General features: G+C 70.4%; 12 protein-coding genes and 2 pseudogenes. 9 read left to right on the plus strand and 5 right to left on the minus strand.

What is annotated here, in order from left to right; all coding sequences use genetic code 11:
• Window positions 1–317 precede the first annotated feature (317 nt).
• Entirely contained in the window at window positions 318–2366 is a 2049-nt protein-coding gene (locus ACIREO_RS01590) for a M4 family metallopeptidase (RefSeq protein WP_404103458.1), read from the plus strand.
• A gap of 65 nt (window positions 2367–2431) precedes the next feature.
• Here the strand turns inward: ACIREO_RS01590 and ACIREO_RS01595 are convergent, their stop codons facing one another.
• On the minus strand, window positions 2432–4258 hold the full coding sequence (locus ACIREO_RS01595; RefSeq protein WP_404103461.1) for a SpoIIE family protein phosphatase: 1827 nt from the start codon (window positions 4256–4258) through the stop codon (window positions 2432–2434).
• Between the two features lie 333 nt (window positions 4259–4591).
• Window positions 4592–7270 carry an alpha-glucan family phosphorylase gene (gene glgP / locus ACIREO_RS01600; RefSeq protein WP_404103464.1) on the minus strand — a complete coding sequence of 893 codons (2679 nt, stop codon included), beginning with the start codon at window positions 7268–7270 and terminating at the stop codon, window positions 4592–4594.
• Window positions 7271–8023: 753 nt separating this feature from the next.
• On the opposite strand from glgP, the gene ACIREO_RS01605 reads away from it, so the two are divergent.
• The 6 genes and pseudogenes from ACIREO_RS01605 to ACIREO_RS01630 all read left to right on the plus strand — a co-directional run.
• On the plus strand, window positions 8024–10132 hold the full coding sequence (locus tag ACIREO_RS01605; protein ID WP_404103467.1) for an alpha-1,4-glucan--maltose-1-phosphate maltosyltransferase: 2109 nt from the start codon (window positions 8024–8026) through the stop codon (window positions 10130–10132).
• A complete protein-coding gene (gene treS, locus ACIREO_RS01610; protein ID WP_404103470.1) occupies window positions 10129–11835 on the plus strand; it encodes a maltose alpha-D-glucosyltransferase in 1707 nt (568 codons plus the stop codon). The genes ACIREO_RS01605 and treS overlap by 4 nt, the downstream gene beginning before the upstream one ends.
• Window positions 11836–12099: 264 nt before the next feature.
• A complete protein-coding gene (locus ACIREO_RS01615) occupies window positions 12100–13542 on the plus strand; it encodes a maltokinase (RefSeq protein ID WP_404103473.1) in 1443 nt (480 codons plus the stop codon).
• 41 nt (window positions 13543–13583) lie between these two features.
• A complete protein-coding gene (gene glgB, locus ACIREO_RS01620; protein WP_404103475.1) occupies window positions 13584–16013 on the plus strand; it encodes a 1,4-alpha-glucan branching enzyme in 2430 nt (809 codons plus the stop codon).
• A gap of 111 nt (window positions 16014–16124) precedes the next feature.
• Window positions 16125–16475: a type II toxin-antitoxin system Phd/YefM family antitoxin gene (locus ACIREO_RS01625; RefSeq protein ID WP_404103478.1), complete on the plus strand. Its 351-nt coding sequence runs from the start codon at window positions 16125–16127 to the stop codon at window positions 16473–16475.
• A gap of 215 nt (window positions 16476–16690) precedes the next feature.
• Window positions 16691–16888 (plus strand): annotated as a pseudogene (locus ACIREO_RS01630) (Fic family protein); the annotation flags it as partial.
• A gap of 244 nt (window positions 16889–17132) precedes the next feature.
• Here ACIREO_RS01630 and ACIREO_RS01635 read toward each other — a convergent pair.
• Together ACIREO_RS01635 and ACIREO_RS01640 are read right to left on the minus strand one after the other, a co-directional pair.
• On the minus strand, window positions 17133–18116 hold the full coding sequence (locus ACIREO_RS01635; RefSeq protein ID WP_404103480.1) for a MarR family transcriptional regulator: 984 nt from the start codon (window positions 18114–18116) through the stop codon (window positions 17133–17135).
• A gap of 473 nt (window positions 18117–18589) precedes the next feature.
• Entirely contained in the window at window positions 18590–19135 is a 546-nt protein-coding gene (locus tag ACIREO_RS01640) for a GNAT family N-acetyltransferase (RefSeq protein ID WP_404103483.1), read from the minus strand.
• Window positions 19136–19346: 211 nt separating this feature from the next.
• Between ACIREO_RS01640 and ACIREO_RS01645 the strand changes: the two are divergent.
• Both ACIREO_RS01645 and ACIREO_RS01650 read left to right on the plus strand, forming a co-directional pair.
• Window positions 19347–19664, plus strand: a pseudogene (locus ACIREO_RS01645) (Scr1 family TA system antitoxin-like transcriptional regulator); the annotation flags it as partial.
• The gene (locus ACIREO_RS01650; protein ID WP_404103486.1) at window positions 19661–19870 is read left to right on the plus strand and encodes a DUF397 domain-containing protein; all 210 of its coding nucleotides are present in this window, start codon (window positions 19661–19663) and stop codon (window positions 19868–19870) included. The pseudogene ACIREO_RS01645 and the gene ACIREO_RS01650, both read left to right, overlap by 4 nt.
• 141 nt (window positions 19871–20011) lie before the next feature.
• On the opposite strand, the gene ACIREO_RS01655 is transcribed toward ACIREO_RS01650, so the two are convergent.
• The gene (locus ACIREO_RS01655) at window positions 20012–21010 is read right to left on the minus strand and encodes an RICIN domain-containing protein (RefSeq protein ID WP_404104459.1); all 999 of its coding nucleotides are present in this window, start codon (window positions 21008–21010) and stop codon (window positions 20012–20014) included.
• Between the last annotated feature and the right edge of the window lie 37 nt (window positions 21011–21047).

The following is a 21047-nucleotide window of genomic DNA, read 5'->3' on the forward strand; positions in this document are numbered from 1 at the left end:
CCGTCTCAGCCCGTGGTCCCCGTCCGCTTCCCGCACACACGCCGTGCACGGCGGCTACCGACGGAAACCCCTCTCTGCCCTGCGGTGTACGGAAGATGACAACCCCATCAACCCCCCGCGCCACACGGATGACACACAACGAAACGTCCGCTTAACGAACATGACCATTCCGCCAACGGACGAATTCCGGCCAATGTGTTGACGCGGTCCTGACACACCCCAGCTCCGGCTGACACTCTTCCCCCGTTCCACGCACCGCCTGCTCTGCCCGGCCGGCTCACCCAGTCGACCGGCTCCCCTTCGCAGAAGGAGTCCGCGTGAGACCCACGCCCAGCCGTCGTGCCACCGCGACCGGCGCTCTGATTGCCGCAGCCGCTCTCCTCGCCGTCGGAATGCAGGGCGGTGCCGCAACGGCCGCCCCGGACGGCGCGACCGCCGCCCCCGCGGCCGCGGTGAAGGGCGCCGACCCCGGCGCGCTCCCCGCGAAGCTCTCCCCCGCGCAGCGCGCCGAGCTGCTCCGCGAGGCCAACTCCACCAAGGCCGCCACCGCCGATGAACTCGGGCTCGGTGCCACGGAGAAGCTCGTCGTACGCGATGTCGTCAAGGACGTCGACGGCACCACGCACACCCGCTACGAACGCACCCTCGACGGTCTCCCCGTCCTCGGCGGCGACCTGGTCGTGGCCGAGTCGAAGTCCGGGACGACCGAGGGCGTCACCAAGGCCTCCGGGGCGACCGGCGCGCAGCTGAAGGCGGTCGGCACCACCGCGGACGTCGCGCCGGCCACCGCCGAGAAGCAGGCACTCACCCTGGCCAGGGCCGACGGCTCGAAGAGCACGGAGGCGAGCAAGGCCCCGCGCAAGGTCGTATGGGCGGCGAGCGGCACCCCGCAGCTCGCGTACGAGACCGTGGTCGGCGGCCTCCAGCACGACGGCACCCCGAACGAGCTGCACGTCATCACGGACGCCTCCTCGGGCGCGAAGCTCTTCGAGTGGCAGGCCATCGAGAACGGCACCGGCAACACGCAGTACAACGGCACGGTCACGCTTGGCACTTCGGGCTCCGGCAGCTCGTACAACCTCACCGACTCCGCGCGAGGGAACCACAAGACATACAACCTCAACCACGGGACGTCCGGGACCGGGACCCTGTTCTCCGGCACCGACGACGTCTGGGGCAACGGCAGCCCGTCCAACGCCGAGACGGCCGCCGCCGACGCGCACTACGGCGCCGCGGAGACCTGGGACTTCTACAAGAACGTCATGGGCCGCACCGGCATCAAGGGCGACGGCGTCGGCGCGTACTCCCGCGTCCACTACGGCAACAGCTACGTCAACGCCTTCTGGACCGACGGCTGCTTCTGCATGACGTACGGCGACGGCAGCGGCAACGCGGCGCCGCTGACCTCGCTCGACGTGGCAGCGCACGAGATGACGCACGGCGTCACCTCCAACACCGCAGGTCTGAACTACAGCGGCGAGTCGGGCGGGCTCAACGAAGCCACCTCGGACATCTTCGCGGCCGGCGTGGAGTTCTACTCCGACACCGCTGCGGACCCGGGCGACTACATGGTCGGCGAGAAGATCGACATCAACGGCGACGGCACCCCGCTGCGCTACATGGACAAGCCGAGCAAGGACGGCGCGTCCAAGGACTCCTGGTACTCGGGCCTCGGCGGCGTCGACGTCCACTACTCCTCGGGCCCGGCGAACCACTTCTTCTACCTGCTCTCCGAGGGCAGCGGCGCCAAGACCGTCAACGGGGTCTCCTACAACTCCCCGACGTCCGACGGGCTCCCGGTGACCGGCATCGGCCGGGACAAGGCGCTGCAGATCTGGTTCAAGGCGCTCACCACGAAGTTCACCTCCACCACGAACTACGCCGCGGCCCGCACCGGCACCCTCGCCGTGGCCGGTGAGCTCTACGGCACCACGAGCGCCGAGTACACCGCGGTCGCCAACGCCTGGGCCGGCATAGCCGTCGGCTCCCGCCCCGGCGGCGGCACCGACCCCGACCCGGGCGGCACGGTCTTCCAGAACACGACCGTCAAGGCGATCGCGGACCGGAGCACCACCAGCTTCCCCGTCGTCGTCAGCGGCGTCACCGGCAAGGCGCCCGCCGACCTGTCGGTGGCGGTGAACATCAGCCACACCTACCGCGGTGACCTCGTCCTCGACCTGGTCGCCCCGGACGGGACGGCGTACCGCCTGAAGAACTCCTCGTCGAGCGACTCCGCGGACAACGTGGTGGCGACCTACACGGTCAACGCCTCCTCCGAGGTGGCCAACGGCACGTGGAACCTCAGGGTCCAGGACGTCTACTCGGGCGACACCGGCACCTTCAACAGTCTGAAGCTCACCTTCTGAGCACCGGGGGAATGAGCCGGCCCCGGGGGGGTACGTCCCCCCGGGGCCGTTCGCCGTTCCGCCTGTCAGTGTGGGGAGTTCGCGCCCCGGCCCGGGATGTTCTGCTCGGCCCAGACGATCTTGCCGGTCGCCGTACGGCACGAACCCCACCTGCGGCACAGCAGGTTGATGAGCTGGAGCCCCCGGCCGCCCTCGTCACTGACGTCGGCGTGCTGGATCTGCGGCAGGTCGGGCCCGGTGTCGGCCAGCTCCACCTGGAGCCGCTCGTCGCACAGCAGCCGGAGCCGGCCGGGACCGCCGCCGTAGCGCAGGGCGTTGCCGACCAGTTCGCTGACCACCAGCTCCGTCACGTCCGCGAGTTCGGCGAGGTCCCACCGCGCGAGCTGCTCGGTGACCAGCTTGCGGGCGGTGGACGCGGGGTTGCCCTCCGTGGGCAGGTCCCACTCCCGCAACCGCACCTCGGGGGACAGCTCGTGGCCGCCCGCGACCAGCAGCACCGCCTCGTCGAACCGGCCGTCGTCCTGTCGGGGCGAGGTGAGCGGACCGCCGGCGTCGAGCTCCTCGGGCGCCATCGAGGACACGGACGCGCGCAGCCCTTCCAGCTGTACGTCCACGTCGTCGGTGCGTGTCTTGATCAGGCCGTCGGTGTAGAACACCAGCCGGCCGCCCGCCGGCCCGCGCAGTCTCAGCGGGTCGTACGGGATGACCCCGGCGCCCAGGGGCGCTCCGACCGGCACGTCGGGGTAGCGCGCGGCCCCGTCCGCGTCCACCAGCAGCGGCGGTGGATGACCCGCGCTCGCGATCGTGTAGCTCGAGTCCGCCGGGTCGTAGACCGCGCACAGACATGTGGCGACCTGGTCGTCCTCCAGGTCCCGGGTGGCCAGGTCGAGCCGGGCGAGCAGCCGGTCGGGGGCGATGTCCAGCATCATGAGCGTACGGGCGACCGCCCGCAGCCGGCCCATCGTGGCGGCGGCGGGCAGGCCGTGACCGGTGACATCACCGACGACCAGCGCCGTACGCCCGCTGGGGAGCGCGACCACGTCGTACCAGTCGCCGCCCACCCCGTGCGCGTCGACGGCCGGCGCGTAGTGGGCGTACACACGCAGGCCGGGGGTGTGCGGTGTGGCGCGCGGGAGCAGCGAGCGCTGGAGCGAGACGACGTGCTCGCGCTCGCGCCCGTAGAGCCTGGCGTTGTCCATGAACACGGCCGCCATGGAGCCCAGCTGACCCGCCAGGTCGAGGTCCACACGGTTGAAGGGCGGGCTGTCACCCGCGCGTACGAAGTCGGCGGAGCCCAGCAGGACACCGCGGGCGATCAGCGGCACGGCCATGTAGCTGTGGACTCCCTGACGGCGCATCGCGACGGCCGCGCTCGGCGTCGGCGCGACGCGCTCGTAGTCCTCCAGGGTCATCCGGCTGACCAGCACGGGCCGGCCGTTGCGCAGGCACTCGGTGGTCAGCAGCGTCTCGCGGCGCTCCCTGCGGTCGACCACCTCGCCCACGGGGGCGGGTTCGAGTCCGTCCAGCGCGTCGATGGCACGCACCGCCATGGCACGGGTGACGGGCACCGCCGTGCCGGTGACACGCTCGCCCTCCTCGCCGCGCAGCACGGACTCCAGGAGATCGACGGCGGCGCCGTCGGCCAGCCTCGGGACGCTGTATCCGGCCAGCTCCTGGGCCGTTCGCTCCAGGTCGAGCGTGGTGCCTATCCGGGTGCTCGCCGCGTTGAGCCAGCGCAACCGGGCCGCGATGGTGAAGCGGTCGCCCCGCGGCGCCCCGGCGGCTTCCGGCGGGCGGGTGCGCAGCTGCCGGGATGTGCCGCTCCGGGCGGCCAGCCGACGGGTCAGGCGTCTCGCTCGGCCTCCGCCGCCGTTCACCGTGCTGACCTCCACTCGCGCCCGGTGGGACGCCTAGGGTCTTTCGTTTGGATCATGCCGGGCTCGCGTGCCCTGGCACCGCACCTCGCGGCGTTGTCGTCGGTCGCCATGGCTCCGCCATGACTCCCTCCTCCGCCTTGCGATGCACGGCACCAGACCCCGCTCCCTGACCCAGCCTGATCCAAACGAAAGACCCTAACTGTGTCGGTGGCCGCAGGACCGCACCGGCAGGGCTGTCATGGTAGCGACGTCGCGGCGGATCCACCCCTGCCGGGACCCGGTGAACCGGCAGGGCACAGGGGCGGGCCCGGCGTGGAAACACGCCGGGCCCACCGTGAGCGAAGGATGTCAGCGCAGGAGCACCCCGCCGCCGTCGCCCGTGGCCGCGTTCGGCACGGCGACCAGGCCGAGTTCCGCGCCGGAGGCGAGCAACCGGTGCGCGGGCAGGACGCGGACGGTGTAGCCGTAAGGCCCCGTACGGTCCAGGGCCAGCGGGCCCTCGTACAGCCAGCGGTCCTCCAGGTCGTGACCGCCCGCCGGCTTCAGCGGGAACGTCTGGGCCTCCGCGATCGCGTCCCCGGAGTCGACCCGCCCGGCGACCACCTGCACCTCCACGTCCTCCGGGTCGAGGCCGCCCAGGGCGATCCGGACCCGGAGCGCCAGGGTGGCCCCCAGCTCCGCGGAGCCGCCGACGACCGCGTCGGCGGCGGTCTCCACATGGTCGACCGCCACCTGCGGCCAGGCCGCACGGACCTTGGCCTTCCAGGAGGCGAGCTCGCGTGCGGCGGCCGGCTCCAGCGCCCGGCGGGACTGCGCCGCGGGGGTGTAGAGCCTTTCGACGTACTCGCGCACCATGCGGCCCGCGAGGACCTTGGGGCCCAGGGTGACAAGGGTGCGGCGGACCATCTCGATCCACCGCTCGGGCAGGTCCTCGGCGTTACGGTCGTAGAAGCGGGGTGCGACCCGGTCCTCGATCAGCGCGTAGAGGGCGTTGGCCTCCAGCTCGTCGCGCCGCTCCTCGTCGGTGGCGGACCCGTCGGCGGTGGGGATCGCCCAGCCGAAGTCGGGTTCGAACCACTCGTCCCACCATCCGTCGCGCACGGAGAGGTTGAGACAGCCGTTGAGCGCCGCCTTCATTCCGCTGGTGCCGCAGGCCTCCAGGGGGCGCAGCGGGTTGTTGAGCCAGACGTCGCAGCCCGGGTAGAGCTTCTGCGCCATCCCCATGCCGTAGTCGGGAAGGAAGACGATGCGGTGGCGTACCCGTGGGTCGTCCGAGAACCGCACCAGCTCCTGGACCAGCCGCTTGCCTCCGTCGTCAGCCGGGTGGGCCTTGCCGGCGACGACGATCTGGATCGGATGCGTCGGGTGGAGCAGCAGCTCACGGAGGCGGTCGCGGTCGTGCAGCATGAGCGTCAGCCGCTTGTACGAGGGCACCCGGCGGGCGAAGCCGATGGTCAGCACGTCCGGGTCGAGCACCCCGTCGATCCAGCCCAGTTCCGCGGTGCCGGCGCCGCGCCTGCGCCAGGAGGCGTAGAGCCGCTTACGCACCTCGGTGACGAGCTGCTCGCGCAGCCCCCTGCGCAGCTCCCAGATCTCCCGGTCGCCGATGGCGGCCACGGCGTCCCAGCGTCTGGGGGTGCCCGCCGTCCCGCCGTCGGTGCCTGACCCCTGGCCGACCTCCGCTCCGGCGAGGGCGTTCTCCGCCCGTTCGGAGCCGAATTTTCCGGCGCCGAGCCGGAGGACCTCGGGGGCGACCCACGTCGGGGCGTGCACCCCGTTGGTCACCGAGGTGATCGGCACCTCGGAGGGGTCGAATCCCGGCCACAGCCCGGAGAACATCTCCCGGCTGACCGCTCCGTGCAGGGTGGAGACCCCGTTGGCCCGCTGGGCGAGCCTCAGCCCCATCACCGCCATGTTGAAGAGGTCGGGCTCACCACCGGGGTAGGTCTCCATCCCGAGGCGCAGGATCCGCTCCACGCCGACCCCGGGCAGCTCGCCGTCGTCACCGAAGTGACGGGCCACGAGCTGGCGTTCGAAGCGGTCTATCCCGGCGGGCACGGGGGTGTGCGTGGTGAACACCGTGCCGGCCCGTACGACCTCCAGCGCGGCGTCGAAGTCCAGACCGGTCTCGGAGAGTTCACGGATCCGCTCCAGGCCGAGGAATCCGGCGTGCCCCTCGTTGGTGTGGAACACCTCGGGGTCGGCGTGCCCGGTCAGCCGGCAGTAGGTGCGCACCGCGCGCACGCCGCCGATGCCGAGCAGCATCTCCTGCAGCAGCCGGTGGTCGCTGCCGCCGCCGTAGAGCCGGTCGGTGACGTCGCGCTCGCCCGGTGCGTTCTCCTCGACGTCGGAGTCGAGGAGCAGCAGGGGGACGCGCCCGACCTGGGCCTGCCAGACCGAGGCGTACAGGGAGCGACCGCCCGGCAGGGCGAGCACCACCCTGCTGGGGGTGCCGTCGGCCTCCCGCAGGAGGGTGAGCGGCAGCTCGTTGGGGTCCAGGACGGGGTAGTGCTCCTGCTGCCAGCCGTCCCGGGACAGGCTCTGGCGGAAGTAGCCGTGCCGGTAGAGAAGGCCGACCCCGATCAGCGGTACGCCGAGGTCGCTGGCGGCCTTCAGATGGTCACCGGCCAGGATGCCGAGCCCGCCGGAGTACTGGGGCAGGGCCGCGGTGACCCCGAATTCGGGTGAGAAGTAGGCGATGGCCGCGGGGAGCTCCGCGCCCTGGGAGAGCTGGCTCTGATACCACCTCGGGCCGCCGAGGTACTCCCGGAGGTCCTCGGACACCTCGGTGAGCCGGCGCATGAAGTGCTGGTCCCCGGCCAGCTCGGCGAGGCGCGCCGTGGAGACGGCCCCGAGCAGACGCACGGGGTCGGCGTCCGCGGGCCGCCAGCCCTCCGGGTCGGCCGCCTGGAAGAGCTGTTGGGTCTCGGTGTGCCAGGACCAGCGCAGGTTGCGTGCGAGGTCGCTGAGCGGTCGCAGGGGTTCGGGGAGGACGGGACGCACGGTGAATCGACGAATGGCCTTCACGTATCCCACCTTTACAGGGGACGTACGGATCCGAGGGGACGCACGACGGTGGGCGCCCTCTCCGTCACCCTCGACGTTAGCGGTGTGCCGCCGTACGCGACCACGGCGCGCGACCGGCTCAGTGGGTCCGGCACGGCGCCGTCCACCCGCCCCCGCCCCCGGCGCCGCACAGTGCGCGCCCTCCCGCTGCCGGCTCCTGGGCGCCCCCCGTCGCGGGGGGCCCGCAGGCATCTCGGGCCCCTGGCGCCCCATGGGCCAGATGCGCCAGTTACGTCCCCTTCCGTCACGGGCGATATGGCTGATTTCCCCACCTCACGCGGGCTTGTGGCACCTCGCACCGCAGGGAAGGCTGCGGGGGTGCCCGCTCGTCGGCCGGGGGACCGGCGTGCGGCCCACGACGCGTGCACCGGTTGCACCCAGGAGTTAACACACCATCGGGTTGGCCGCCCGAAAACGGTGGGAAGGCTCCCCCGGTAACGACCTGATCCGCTCTCCGTCGCGCACCGGGTCGTAACCCCGCGCCGCACATCCAGGTGCCCGTCCGGGTGCCCGTCCGGAGCACGAATCCCCCGCGCGCCTGCCATTCGAGTGCCATTCGAGTGAACGCGCACAGGAGCGGCCATGCCCACAGCCCGTCAGCCGTCAACCGAGCAGCTACAAAGGACGCAACCCCACCATCGCGGCGAGCGCGGTCAGCCCTTCACGCCCACGTCGCGCGCCGCGCATGCCGAGCTCCGACCCCCAGGTGATTCCATGATCGGTCGCATTCCCGTCCTGGACGTCCGTCCGCTCGTCGACTGCGGCAGACGGCCCGCCAAAGCCGTCGCGGGCGAGACCTTCGAGGTCAGCGCCACCGTGTTCCGCGAGGGCCATGACGCCGTGGCCGCCAACGTCGTGCTCTGCGACCCGAACGGACGACCGGGTGCCTGGACGCCGATGCGTGAGCTCGCCCCGGGCACGGACCGGTGGGGGGCCGAAGTCACCCCGGGGTCGGAGGGGCACTGGACGTACACCGTCGAGGCATGGAGTGATCCGGTCACCACCTGGCGCTCGCACGCCCGTATCAAGATCCCTGCGGGCATCGACACCTCGCTGGTCCTGGAGGAGGGCGCCGAGCTGTACGCCCGCGCCGCCGAGGGCGTACCCAAGAAGGACGGGCGCGAGGCCGTGCTGGCCGCCGTCGACGCGCTGCGCGACACGAGCCGCCCGGCGGCCTCCCGTCTCGCGGCGGCGCTGACCGCCGAGGTGGACGAGGCGCTCGGCCGCCACCCCCTGCGCGAACTGGTCACCGCGTCCCGGCCGCTGCCGCTGACCGTCGAGCGCCGGCGCGCCCTGTACGGCTCCTGGTACGAGATGTTCCCGCGCTCCGAGGGCGCGCGGCCGGAGCCGGTGGAGCCCCCGGAGGCCGCCCGGAAGCCGCGGGCCACGAAGACCGCCGCCAAGCCCGCCAAGGTCACGGCCGCCCGGAAGAAGGCCCCGGCGGCCGTCGGCGCGGAGCTCCCGCCGCCGGCTCCCCGGATGATCAGCGGCACGTTCCGTACCGCCGCCGAGCGGCTTCCCGCCGTCGCCGCGATGGGGTTCGACGTCGTCTATCTCCCGCCGGTCCACCCCATCGGCACCACCCACCGCAAGGGCCCCAACAACAGCCTCGCCCCCGGGGCCGACGACCCGGGGGTGCCCTGGGCGATCGGCTCGGCCGAGGGCGGGCACGACGCCGTCCATCCGGATCTCGGCACGCTCGAGGACTTCGACCACTTCGTCGCGACGGCCCGCACGCTGCGCATGGAGATCGCACTGGACTTCGCCCTCCAGTGCTCCCCCGACCACCCCTGGGTGACGGAGCATCCGGAGTGGTTCCACCACCGGGCCGACGGGACCATCGCCTACGCCGAGAACCCGCCCAAGAAGTACCAGGACATCTATCCGATCGCGTTCGACAAGGACATGAGCGGGATCGTCCGGGAGACCGTCCGCGTCCTGCGGTTCTGGATGGAGCACGGCGTACGGATCTTCCGTGTCGACAATCCGCACACCAAGCCGGTGGTCTTCTGGGAGAAGGTGATCGCCGACATCAACCGCACCGACCCGGACGTGATCTTCCTGGCCGAGGCCTTCACCCGCCCCGCGATGATGCGCACGCTGGCCTCGGTCGGCTTCCAGCAGTCCTACACGTACTTCACCTGGCGTAACACGAAGCAGGAACTCACCGACTACGCCATGGAGCTCTCGGGGGAGAGCGCCTCGTACATGCGGCCCAACTTCTTCGTGAACACGCCCGACATTCTTCCCGGTTACCTCCAGGAGGGCGGCCGGCCCGCCTTCGCTGCCCGGGCGGTGCTGGCCGCGACGCTGTCCCCCTCCTGGGGTGTGTACGCGGGCTTCGAGCTGTACGAGAACACCCCGGTGCGTCCCGGGAGCGAGGAGTACCAGGACTCCGAGAAGTACCAACTCAGGCCCAGGGACTGGGAGTCGGCGGAACGTGAGGGCCGCTCGCTCGCTCCCCTGATCACCTCCCTCAACAGGATCCGGCGTCGCCATCCGGCGCTCCAGCAACTGCGCGACGTCCACTTCCACCCGGTCGACAACGAGGCGCTGATCGCATACAGCAAGCGCTCGGGTCCGGACATCGTTCTGGTGGTCGTCAACCTCGACCCTCACCACACCCAGGAGGCCACGGTCTCGTTGGACATGCCGCGTCTCGGCCTCGACCGGCACGAGAGCGTGCCGGTGCGCGACGAGCTCACCGGCGACACCTATCACTGGGGCAGGGCCTTCTATGTGCGTCTGGAACCGGGTGTCACACCCGCGCACATCGCGGTCCTGCGACCGTCCCCGCCGACCGGAGGGTCACCCACACCATGATCGTCAATGAGCCTGTCCACGACCTGTTCGAGGACACTCCCGCCAAGGACCGCGATCCCGACTGGTTCAAGCGCGCCGTCTTCTACGAGGTACTCGTCCGGTCCTTCCAGGACTCGAACGGGGACGGCGTCGGTGACCTCAAAGGCCTCACCGCCAAGCTGGACTATCTGCAGTGGCTGGGCGTCGACTGCCTGTGGCTGCCGCCGTTCTTCAAGTCGCCTCTGCGTGACGGTGGTTACGACGTGTCCGACTACACGGCCGTGCTGCCCGAATTCGGCGACCTCGCCGACTTCGTGGAGTTCGTCGACGCCGCGCACCAGCGCGGCATGCGCGTGATCATCGACTTCGTCATGAACCACACGAGCGATCAGCACGACTGGTTCCAGCAGTCCCGCACCGACCCCGACGGGCCGTACGGCGACTACTACATCTGGGCCGACGACGACAAGCAGTTCCCCGACGCCCGGATCATCTTCGTCGACACCGAGACGTCGAACTGGACCTTCGACCCGGTGCGCAAGCAGTACTACTGGCACCGCTTCTTCTCGCACCAGCCCGACCTCAACTACGAGAACCCGGCCGTGCAGGAGGAGATCATCTCGGCCCTCCGCTTCTGGCTGGACCTCGGCATCGACGGCTTCCGCGTCGACGCCGTGCCCTACCTCTACCAGCGCGAGGGCACCAACTGCGAGAACCTCCCGGAGACCCACGACTTCCTCAAGCGGGTCCGCAAGGAGATCGACGCCAACTACCCGGACACGGTGCTGCTGGCCGAGGCCAACCAGTGGCCCGAGGACGTCGTCGACTACTTCGGCGACTACACGGCCGGCGGCGACGAGTGCCACATGGCGTTCCACTTCCCAGTGATGCCACGGATCTTCATGGCCGTACGGCGCGAGAGCCGCTACCCGGTCTCGGAGGTCCTGGCGAAGACCCCGGCCATCCCGTCCGGCTGCCAGTGGGGCATCTTCCTGCGCAACCACGACGAGCTCACGCTCGAGATGGTCACGGACGAAGAGCGCGACTACATGTACGCGGAGTACGCCAAGGACCCGCGGATGCGGGCCAACATCGGCATCCGCCGGCGTCTCGCACCCCTCCTGGACAACGACCGCAACCAGATCGAGCTGTTCACGGCGCTGCTGCTCTCCCTGCCCGGCTCACCGATCCTCTACTACGGGGACGAGATCGGGATGGGCGACAACATCTGGCTGGGCGACCGTGACGCCGTGCGCACCCCGATGCAGTGGACGCCCGACCGCAACGCCGGCTTCTCCTCCAGCGATCCGGGGCGGCTCTACCTCCCCACGATCATGGACCCGGTCTACGGCTACCAGGTCACCAACGTCGAGGCGGCGATGGCCTCGCCTTCGTCGCTGCTGCACTGGACACGGCGGATGATCGAGATCCGTAAGCAGAACCCGGCGTTCGGCCTCGGTTCGTACAACGAACTGCCGTCGTCGAACCCGGCGGTGATCGCGTTCACCCGCGAGTACAAGGACGATCTCGTGCTGTGCGTCCACAACTTCTCACGGTTCGCACAGCCGACGGAGCTCGATCTGCGGGCCTTCGCCGGGCGTCATCCGGTGGAGCTGATCGGTGGGGTGCGCTTCCCCGCCGTCGGTCAGTGGCCCTATCTGCTGACTCTCGCGGGGCACGGCTTCTACTGGTTCCGGCTGCGGAAGGATGCTCCGGTCAGCTGACGGCCGACTGACGGCGCCTCACCTCCGGGGCGCCTCCGGCGGGGCGGTTTCCGCCGCCCCGCACGGGGCACTCTCCCCCCATATCGAGCACTTCCGGGCTCTTCCGGTCTCTTTGTGGCCCATTGATCGAGCATCGATCGAGCATTGATCGAGTCCAAATGGACATTTCCTCACCCGACACGTCCCGCACAGCCGGACAGCCGTTGCCGCAATCCGGGACACTCTTCGCATCCTGTGGTGTGCCCGGGGAAAGGACGCGATGCCATGTCGGAGGCTGCATCCACTCGAGTCGCCCTGGTGAAGAGCACAACATCGAGAAAGACGACAAGACGACATCCGGCGAGCACCACGAGCACCACTGCCCTGCTGTCGTCGCTCGCCCCACTGCTCCACGAGTGGGTCCCCCGGCAGCGGTGGTTCGCCGGCAAGGGGCAGCCCGTCACCGGCTTCTCCCTGGTCGCGGCCACCGAGATACTGCCTCTGGACGCCTCGGGCACCGGTCCCGGGCTGCTGCATCTGCTCGTCCGGGTGCACCAGCCGAGCAGTCGCCCCGCGCCCACCCAGGGCGACTGCTACCAGCTCCTGCTCGGCGTGCGCACCACGCTGCCACCACGCCTGGCCGGCGCACGCATCGGACAGGTCACGGACGGCCCGCTGGCCGGCCGCACCCTGTACGAGGGACTGCACGACCCGCGCGTCGCCGATCTCCTGCTGGAACGATTCCGTAACCCCGGATCCCTCGGCCTCCTGCGCTTCGACCGGGCGGAGCCCATCCCGCCGGACCTCACCCCGCGCGTCCTGGACGCCGAGCAGTCCAACTCCTCGCTCGTCTTCGGTGACGCCCTCATCCTGAAGATCTTCCGCCGGGTCTTCCCCGGCACCAACCCCGATCTCGAACTGCCGCTCGCTCTCGGCCGCGAGGGCTGCGGTCGGGTCCCCGCCCCGGTGGCCTGGTTCGAGGCGACCACGAGCACGGAGCCGCTCACGCTCGGCGTGCTCCAGCCGTTCCTGCGCGGTGCTCAGGACGGCTGGCAGTTGGCGCTCGCCGCGCTGACCGCCGGCCGGGACTTCGTACCCGAGGCGCACGCACTCGGCCAGGCCACCGCCGAGGTGCACACCGCCCTCGCCGCCGCACTGCCGACACCGCCCCTGGCCCACGACCGGACCAGGGACCTGGTGGCCGGGATGGTGGAGCGGCTGGAGGCCGCCGCCCAGGCGGTCCCGGCACTCGTCCCGTACGTACCGGGGCTGCGCACCGCCTTCGACGCGGTCGCGGCGCTCGGGGACACGGGGTGCGGCTGGGCGGCACAGCGGATCCACGGGGATCTGCACCTGGGCCAGACCCTGCGGGGGGACGACGGCTTCTGGTCACTGATCGACTTCGAGGGTGAGCCGGCCAGGCCCCTGCCCGAGCGGCGAGCCCCGCAGCCGACGGTGCGCGATGTCGCGGGGATGCTCAGGTCCTTCGACTACGCGGCCCGCTCGCACCACCCGTGGAACCCCGAATGGGCGGCCCGCTGCCGTGCCGCGTACTGCGAGGGCTACGCCCGCGCGGCGGGTTCCGATCCACGCGCCGAGCCGGAACTGCTGCGCGCACACGAGACCGACAAGGCGGTGTACGAGGTGCTGTACGAGGCCCGCCACCGCCCCGACTGGCTGCCGGTCCCGATGGCCGCCATCCAGCGCCTGGCCGCGATGCCGGCGTGACCTCCGCTTCCCATCACTCATCCCCCGAGGAGGCAGTCTCCGTGACCGCCCGCAAGCCGTCCCGCAAGTCGTCCGACCCCATCGAGGTCCCGCCCACGGCCAAGCCGGTGACCACCGAGGTCACCGCCTCCGCCGCGACGCCCGCCACCGCGCCCCCCACGGCTCCGGCCGCCGCGGACGCACCGGCCGACCCGCCACCACCGCCCCCGGCCAAGCGTGCCCGGGCCAGGAAGACGACCGCCGCGGCCGCCGGCACCCCGCCCCGCCCCCGGCGCGGCGGGGGCAGCAAGAACGTGCTGCCCGCCAACGCCCTGGACGACGCGGACCGGGGCCGGCTGCTCGCGGGTGAGCACCACGATCCACACGGCGTACTGGGCGCGCACCCGACCTCGGGCGGAGTGCTCTTCCGCGCGCTGCGCCCCTACGCCCGCTCGGTGACCGTGCTGGCCGAGGGCAAGCGGGCAGAGCTGCAGAGTGACGGCGACGGCTTCTTCTCGGGGGTGCTGCCGCTGCCCGCTCTGCCCGACGGGTACCGCCTCCAGGTCGCCTACGACGACAACACGATCGAGGTGGACGACCCGTACCGCTTCCTGCCCGCCATCGGCGAACTCGATCTGCACCTCATCGGTGAGGGCCGGCACGAGGAGCTCTGGAAGGCCCTCGGCTCGGAGCCGATGGAACACCAGGGAGTGTCCGGCACCCGGTTCACGGTCTGGGCCCCCAACGCGCGCGGGGTCCGTGTCACGGGCGACTTCAACTTCTGGGACGGCACGGCCTTCCCCATGCGCTCGCTCGGCTCCACCGGCATCTGGGAGATCTTCCTCCCCGGCGTCGGCGAGGGTGCTGTCTACAAGTACGACATCTGCCGCCCCGACGGGTCGCACACCCAGCGGGCCGACCCGATGGCCCGGCACACGGAGGTGCCGCCCGCGACCGCCTCGGTCGTCACGGCCTCACGCCATGAGTGGCAGGACGCGGACTGGATGGCCCACCGGGGTGACCGCCCGGTCCACGAGGCCCCGTTCTCCGTCTACGAGATCCACCTCGCCTCCTGGCGACCCGGCCTCGACTACCGGCAGCTGGCCTCCCAACTGCCCGCCTACGTCAAGGAACTCGGCTTCACCCACGTGGAGCTGATGCCCGTCTCCGAGCACCCCTTCGGCGGCTCCTGGGGCTACCAGGTCACCGGCTTCTACGCACCGACGTCCCGCATGGGCACCCCGGACGACTTCCGCTTCCTGGTCGACGCACTGCACGCGGCGGGCATCGGCGTCCTCATGGACTGGGTGCCGGCGCACTTCCCCCGCGACGACTGGGCCCTCGCCGAGTTCGACGGCCGCCCGCTGTACGAGCACTCCGACCCGAACCGGGCGGCGCACCCGGACTGGGGCACCCTGGAGTTCGACTACGGCCGCAAGGAGGTCCGCAACTTCCTGGTCTCCAACGCCACTTATTGGTGCGAGGAGTTCCACATCGACGGGCTTCGGGTCGACGCGGTCGCCTCCATGCTCTACCTCGACTACTCCCGCGAGGACGGCCAGTGGTCGCCGAACGAGTTCGGGGGCCGGGAGAACCTGGACGCGGTCGCCTTCCTCCAGGAGATGAACGCGACGGTCTACCGGCGCAACCCGGGCGTCGTCACGATGGCGGAGGAGTCCACCGCCTGGGACGGCGTCACCCGCGCCACGGACTCCGGCGGCCTGGGCTTCGGCCTGAAGTGGAACATGGGCTGGATGCACGACTCCCTCGTGTACATCTCCAAGGAGCCCGTCCACCGCAAGTACCACCACAACGAGATGACCTTCTCGATGGTGTACGCGTACAGCGAGAACTACGTGCTGCCGATCTCGCACGACGAGGTGGTGCACGGCAAGCAGGCGCTGGTCACCAAGATGCCCGGCGACTGGTGGCAGCGCCGCGCGAACCACCGCGCCTACCTCGGCTACATGTGGGCCCACCCGGGTAAGCAACTCCTCTTCATGGGCCAGGAGTTCGCACAGGGAGCCGAGTGGTCCGAGGGCCACGGCCCGGACTGGTGGCTGCTCGACGAGACGTACGAGGCCTCCGGCGACCACCGCGGCGTACGCACCCTGGTCACGGACCTCAACGCGGTGTACACCGCGCTGCCCGCGCTCTGGCAGCGGGACACGTCCCCGGAGGGCTTCAGCTGGATCGACGGCGGCGCCGCGGAGGACAACGCGTTCTCGTTCGTCCGCTACGACGCGGACGGCTCACCGCTGATCGCGGTCTCGCACTTCTCCCCGGTGGTGCGCCACGACTACCGCATCGGCGTGCCGGACGGCCCGGAGGCCTGGGTGGAGGTCCTGAACACGGACGCGGCCCGCTACGGCGGCAGCGACGTACGCAACGAGGAGCCGCTGAAGCCGGAGGCCGTGCCGGCACACGGCAGGGACACCAGCCTCACGCTGACGCTCCCGCCGCTGGCGACGGTCTGGCTGCGGCCGGCCTGACGGCCGGGGCAGGGGCGGTGCACCCAGGCACGGGTGCACCGCCCCCTACCTCTCCACGGCGGGACCAATTCCTGTACAGATTTCCGTACCTGTTTACGCTACTCTTGAGTTATGCAGGTACCAGAGATCGTCACCGTAAGCGACGCCCGGACGCGCCTCTCCCGGATATTGTCCGCACTCGACGACGCCGGCCCTGACGCTGAGCCCGTCCTGATCGGGGCCCATCGCAAGGCCCAGGGCGTACTGCTGTCGGTCGAGGCCTACGAGAATCTGACCGGCCGCGCGGCCCGCCTCGATGCGGTGGCGTCTGTCGGCGGTTCCCTCGCCGCGGAGGGTCTGACCCCGACTGCGGCGTCCGAAGCTGACGCAGCCGCCTACGTGTCCGGCACACTCAGCGCCGATGAGATGGCAGACCGCGCCATCGCACGGCATAGGCCGACAGCACAGCGGCGGGCGGGATGACCGACCCGTACACCCTGCCTAACGGCGTCTTACGGAATCTGCTCCACATCACCACCGCCTCCGCCCTCGAAGCCGCAGAGGCGGACATCACGCGCGCCCGGCTCCTCCAGCTCGCCGCAAGGCCTCTACCCGGGTCATTCGGCCTGGCTCACCTGTGCGCGATGCACGCATTCGTATTCGGCGATTTGTACGACTGAGCGGGCCGAACACGCACGGTTAACATCGCCAAGCACACGCCGTGCCCAGCGCACAACATCGTCGCGTACTCCGAGGACATATTCGGACGGCTGCGTGCCGCCGATTGGCTGCGTGGCCTTGCTCGTCCGGCATTCGTGGTGGCAGCGGCCGGCCTCTACGCCGACCTGAACGCTCTTCACCCGTTCCGCGAGGGAAACGGGCGCACACAGCGGGCGTTCTTGACCCAGCTGAGCCACCAGGCAGGCCGACCGATCTCATGGGCGTCGATGGATCCCGACGAAAACATCGTGGCATCCATCAAGAGCCACCACGGCGACAACGAGCTCCTGGAACGCATGCTCGACCGATTCACAGCCGGAGAGTGACACACCGGTGACCAGCACACCGCTTTCGAATTCGGCTCCACCACGAACAAACGCAACTGGTGATCAACGTCAACGGCCGTACTGAGTCTGCAGCTCAGGGTGTCCGCATCAAATTGCGCATGCTGTCCACCAGCGCCTTGACATCGCGCTCGGCAGGCAGTTCGGGCGTGGTCTCCTCAAATGCCTCGGCCCCTGCCTGCACCATGACGCGGCAGGGGCGACAGAGGCCGTCCGGGAGCGCCTGCGCCGGGCCGGGGCGGCCGCACTGCGCGCACTCCACCAGCAGAGGGCGTACGTCGGGCGTGGCCACCCCCGGGGCAGGAACGTCGGGCAGCCGGGGCGGGATTTTGTCGGTGAGGCGACAGCGTACGAAGCCGACGGGCGAGCCGATCGGGGAGGGGAGGCCGGAGATCAGGGCCTGGGTGAGGTAGTCGGCATCAACCCCACGGGTGAACCACTCCGCGGCGAGCCGCTCCAGCGCGGCGCAGTCCCTGGCGGAAAGGGCGAGCCGGGGCTCGATGCGGCCGAGCCGGGCCAGAGCGAGATACGCGGGCGAGGGCGCGGGGCTGCCCGGGGCCGGGTCGGCCGGTGTCCTCTGCTGCGGCACGGCGGGGGCGGCAAGCGTCTCCTGCGGCGTGGGCGTCGGCGGCTCGACGGAGGCGCCCGGGGCCCCAGCCACCTCCCCGGCCAGGTGGGTGGCCCACCACTCGTTGTCGCGGGCGGCACGGGACCAGTACGTACGGGTCACCCAGCGGCTCTGGCCGAGCGATTCGACGCGGCAGCGTACGTGGCGGAGGTGACCGGCGACCGCCAGGGTGCGCAGGGCGGTGCCGATGGCCATCTGGCCGTACAGCGGGAGGTCCTTGGCGAGCGACTTGATGTCCATGGCCGCACCGTCGGGGAGATGGTCGACGTACCCGGCGACGTACCGCTCCCGCTCCGGGAGGAAGGCGAAGTCAGCTGCCTGGGGCGGGGGCTGGGCGGGCACGGAGCGCTTGCCGTAGCCGGTGCGGGCCTGGCGGTACGAGCGTGAGGGTGCGGGGGCGCACAGGGCGGAGCTAGGGTGCTGGGTAGCCACGGGATCGCTCGATTCGATCTTGGGGTGAGACCCCGGATGGTGCTTCCAACACCGTGCCGGGGTCGTTTCGTTGTGGGCACCGTAAGCACCCACGACTCTGCGCCGCAAGCCGGTCACGATTAGTCATACTTGCTGGCCGTGATGGGGTAGGGAGGGTGGGTAGGTTTCCCCAAACCCCCTTCTTTTCCCCCCGGATGTACAACATCGCTCGAATCCCGGCTCCCGGATCCCGGCCCCCGAATCCCGAAGCTCAAGCGCCGGGCCGGGAGCCTCGCCCGTACCCTCGAAAGAGTGACCTGACCGCATCCGACGCTCGAACCCTGGATCCCGAGACCCGAGTTCCGGGACTTGAGCTTCGGGGTGCACTACGGCCTTCCTCCCTCACGCATCGATGAGAGCACCAGTCCCCCTCGTACGTCACCGCGACGTCCGCCGCCCAGCAGCGGGGAGACGTCACGGCCCGCCGCGCCAGGTCACGCGGGCGCCTCGTAGCAATGCACGGTCACAGTCTGGGCCGGCTCCCACTGCTGTTCCACGGTGGCCAGCAAGCTCCAGCCCAGACGTTCGTACAGGGCCACTGCCGTGGTGTCGGACGCCACGACGTCCAGGACCGGATGCAGTCCGCGCTCCCGCGCCTCCCGCACAGCCTGTGCGACCAGCCGTGCGCCGATCCCGCTGCCCCTGGCCGCCGGAGCGACGAACAGGCGGCTGACCACCGCGGTCATCTCGGCGCCCAGTCCCGCACGCCTGCTCCACAGGTCGGGGGCCGCGTCTCCTTCCTCACCACGGCACAGACCGATGTGCCCCATGATCTGTTCATCCGATTCCGCCACCCAGGCAGCGAGCAACGACGGCTCGGACAACCAGCCGACAGGGTCGTCCGGCCAGTTGGTCGGGTAGCCGTCGGCTTCGTGGACATCGGCGAGCACCAAGACGCACTCGGGAAGGTCCGGCTGATGACGACGCCGGATCTGACGTCCCGGGAGCCCGTCGGCATCGAGGGCACTCTTTAGATTCACGGCAGCAGAAAAGCACAGTCGGGCAGCGCGTGTCCGCGTCGAAGGCTCCACTCATTCGTTCTGCGCACGAGATCCGGAAGCCCGGAGGGGCACAGGGTTGGCCGGAACGTCGAGCCACACCAGGACCGGCCTCCGGCATCCTCTCCTCGGACACGATCAGCGCCCGTCCGCCGGTGTCTGTCCGTCGCTGCTGTTACCACCTTCGTACGCGCGGGTGTTGGCGGACAGCGCCGTCATGGCCGCCCAGTTGGAGCACCTGGTCGAGTTCGCCGGGCTGCCGAACACGCTGCTTCAGGTGGCGCCGTTCGAGATAGGTGAGCGACGCACGTTCGACCTGCCCGTCAACCTGTTGACGCTGCCGGATCGGTCCGTGATCTGCTATGCCGAGTCGCAGGCTCAGGGGCACCTGGACCGAGAGAGCACTTCCGTGATGCCCATGCTGACGGCCTACCATCAACTACAGGCTGAAGCGCTGTCGCAAGCGGCGTCCGTGGCCATGATCAGCCAGTTGCGAAAGGGCACCCCGTGACGACCGAATCCCCCCGTTGGTTCAAGTCCTCGTACAGCAACAACGGTGGTGACTGCATCGAGATTGCCACCAACCTCGTCGCCCCGCACGGCATCGTTCCCGTGCGTGACTCCAAGGACCCGGGTGGGCCAGTTCTGCATTTCGCCGCCTGCGCATTCGCTTCGTTCGTGGCCGACGTGAAGACCCAGGAGCCCTCCGTCCTCTGACCTAACTCCAGGCGCCCCGGCCAGAACCCCGCCACTCCAACGCCTTGGTAGCGGCGGGGTGCTTCGCCTGCGGCCTGCGTCTCCGCCAGCGCAGGTTCTCCGGGGCCCGCACCAGGTGTGCGCGGTGCGGGCCCCGGCGGATCAGCCGCCGCAGGTCGTGAACTCCGGGCCGGTCTTCGCCAGGTAGACGCTGGCGTGGCCCTGGTCGTCACTGGTCAGGGGCACGGTGACGGTGTCGTGCGCCTTCCAGGGGTAGCCGTTCGCGTCGAACGTCCAGTCCCCGGTCACCTTCGTCGCCAGCTCCGACAGCGCCACCCAGCCGTAGTGGCCCGACGGCACGGCGATCTCCAGGCTGTTGCCGAGCGTCTCGCTGAGGCTGTAGGTCACCTTGCCCGCGATGGTCTCGGCGACACTCGCCTGAACAGGGCTCGGAGACCCTGAGCCCACGGACGCGGTGAAGGAGACGCTGATCTCGCTGGACCAGCCGTGCTCGGTGGTCAGCGAGAACGTCCACGGCACCGAGGCGGCGGTGCCGTTGTACCAGACGGGCGAGACGCACTGCACGGGCAGCGGCTCGGCCGGGGCCTGGGAGCCCTTCGTCCACGAGCAGGTCTCCTCGTCCTTCTGGCAGCGCTTGGAGGCGTAGTCCACGGCGGCCTCGAACGCGTCCCCGGTGGCCGAGGCCGGGATGGACCACTGCTGGGCCTTGCTGCCGTTGCAGGCGTAGGTCTGGGTCCACGCGTCGTCGTTCTGGGCCGCGAGGACGACATCGACGCACTTGTTGTCACCGGCGTTGCGGATCATGAAGGTGTTCTCGGCACCCGCGACGGGCTGGAAGTACCAGCGCTGGGCCGCTGTGCCCGCGCAGGCCTGCTGGGCGAGCGGGAAGCCGGTCGCCAGGCACTTGCCGGTGTCGTCGTTGACCAGGCGGAAGGCGCCGTCGGTCTGTAGGTCGGCCGTCCACTGCTGGTGGTAGCCGGGTGCCGCGTTGGTGACGACGAAGACCCCGTTACCCGTGTTGCCGTTCTGCACGTCCAGGTTCCGGCCACTGTTGACCGAAGTGAACGTCAGGCCGGTCAGCCCGGACGCAGACACCCTGTCGGCCGGGGTCGCGCCCGCCTGCGCGGTCAGCCCGAGCATGACGGCCAACGCGGCCACGATGACGCTGAGCGCCCTG

Origin of the sequence: Streptomyces sp. NPDC102441 (assembly GCF_044765585.1) — a bacterium.
GTDB lineage: Bacteria > Actinomycetota > Actinomycetes > Streptomycetales > Streptomycetaceae > Streptomyces.

What these genes read in the sequence shown, in the direction of transcription:
- ACIREO_RS01605 (WP_404103467.1), top strand. Translation starts at nt 8,024, where the DNA reads ATGATCGGTCGCATTCCCGTCCTGGACGTCCGTCCGCTCGTCGACTGC.
- treS (WP_404103470.1), top strand. Translation starts at nt 10,129, where the DNA reads ATGATCGTCAATGAGCCTGTCCACGACCTGTTCGAGGACACTCCCGCC.
- ACIREO_RS01615 (WP_404103473.1), top strand. Translation starts at nt 12,100, where the DNA reads ATGTCGGAGGCTGCATCCACTCGAGTCGCCCTGGTGAAGAGCACAACA.
- ACIREO_RS01625 (WP_404103478.1), top strand. Translation starts at nt 16,125, where the DNA reads ATGCAGGTACCAGAGATCGTCACCGTAAGCGACGCCCGGACGCGCCTC.
- ACIREO_RS01655 (WP_404104459.1), bottom strand. Translation starts at nt 21,010, where the DNA reads ATGCTCGGGCTGACCGCGCAGGCGGGCGCGACCCCGGCCGACAGGGTG.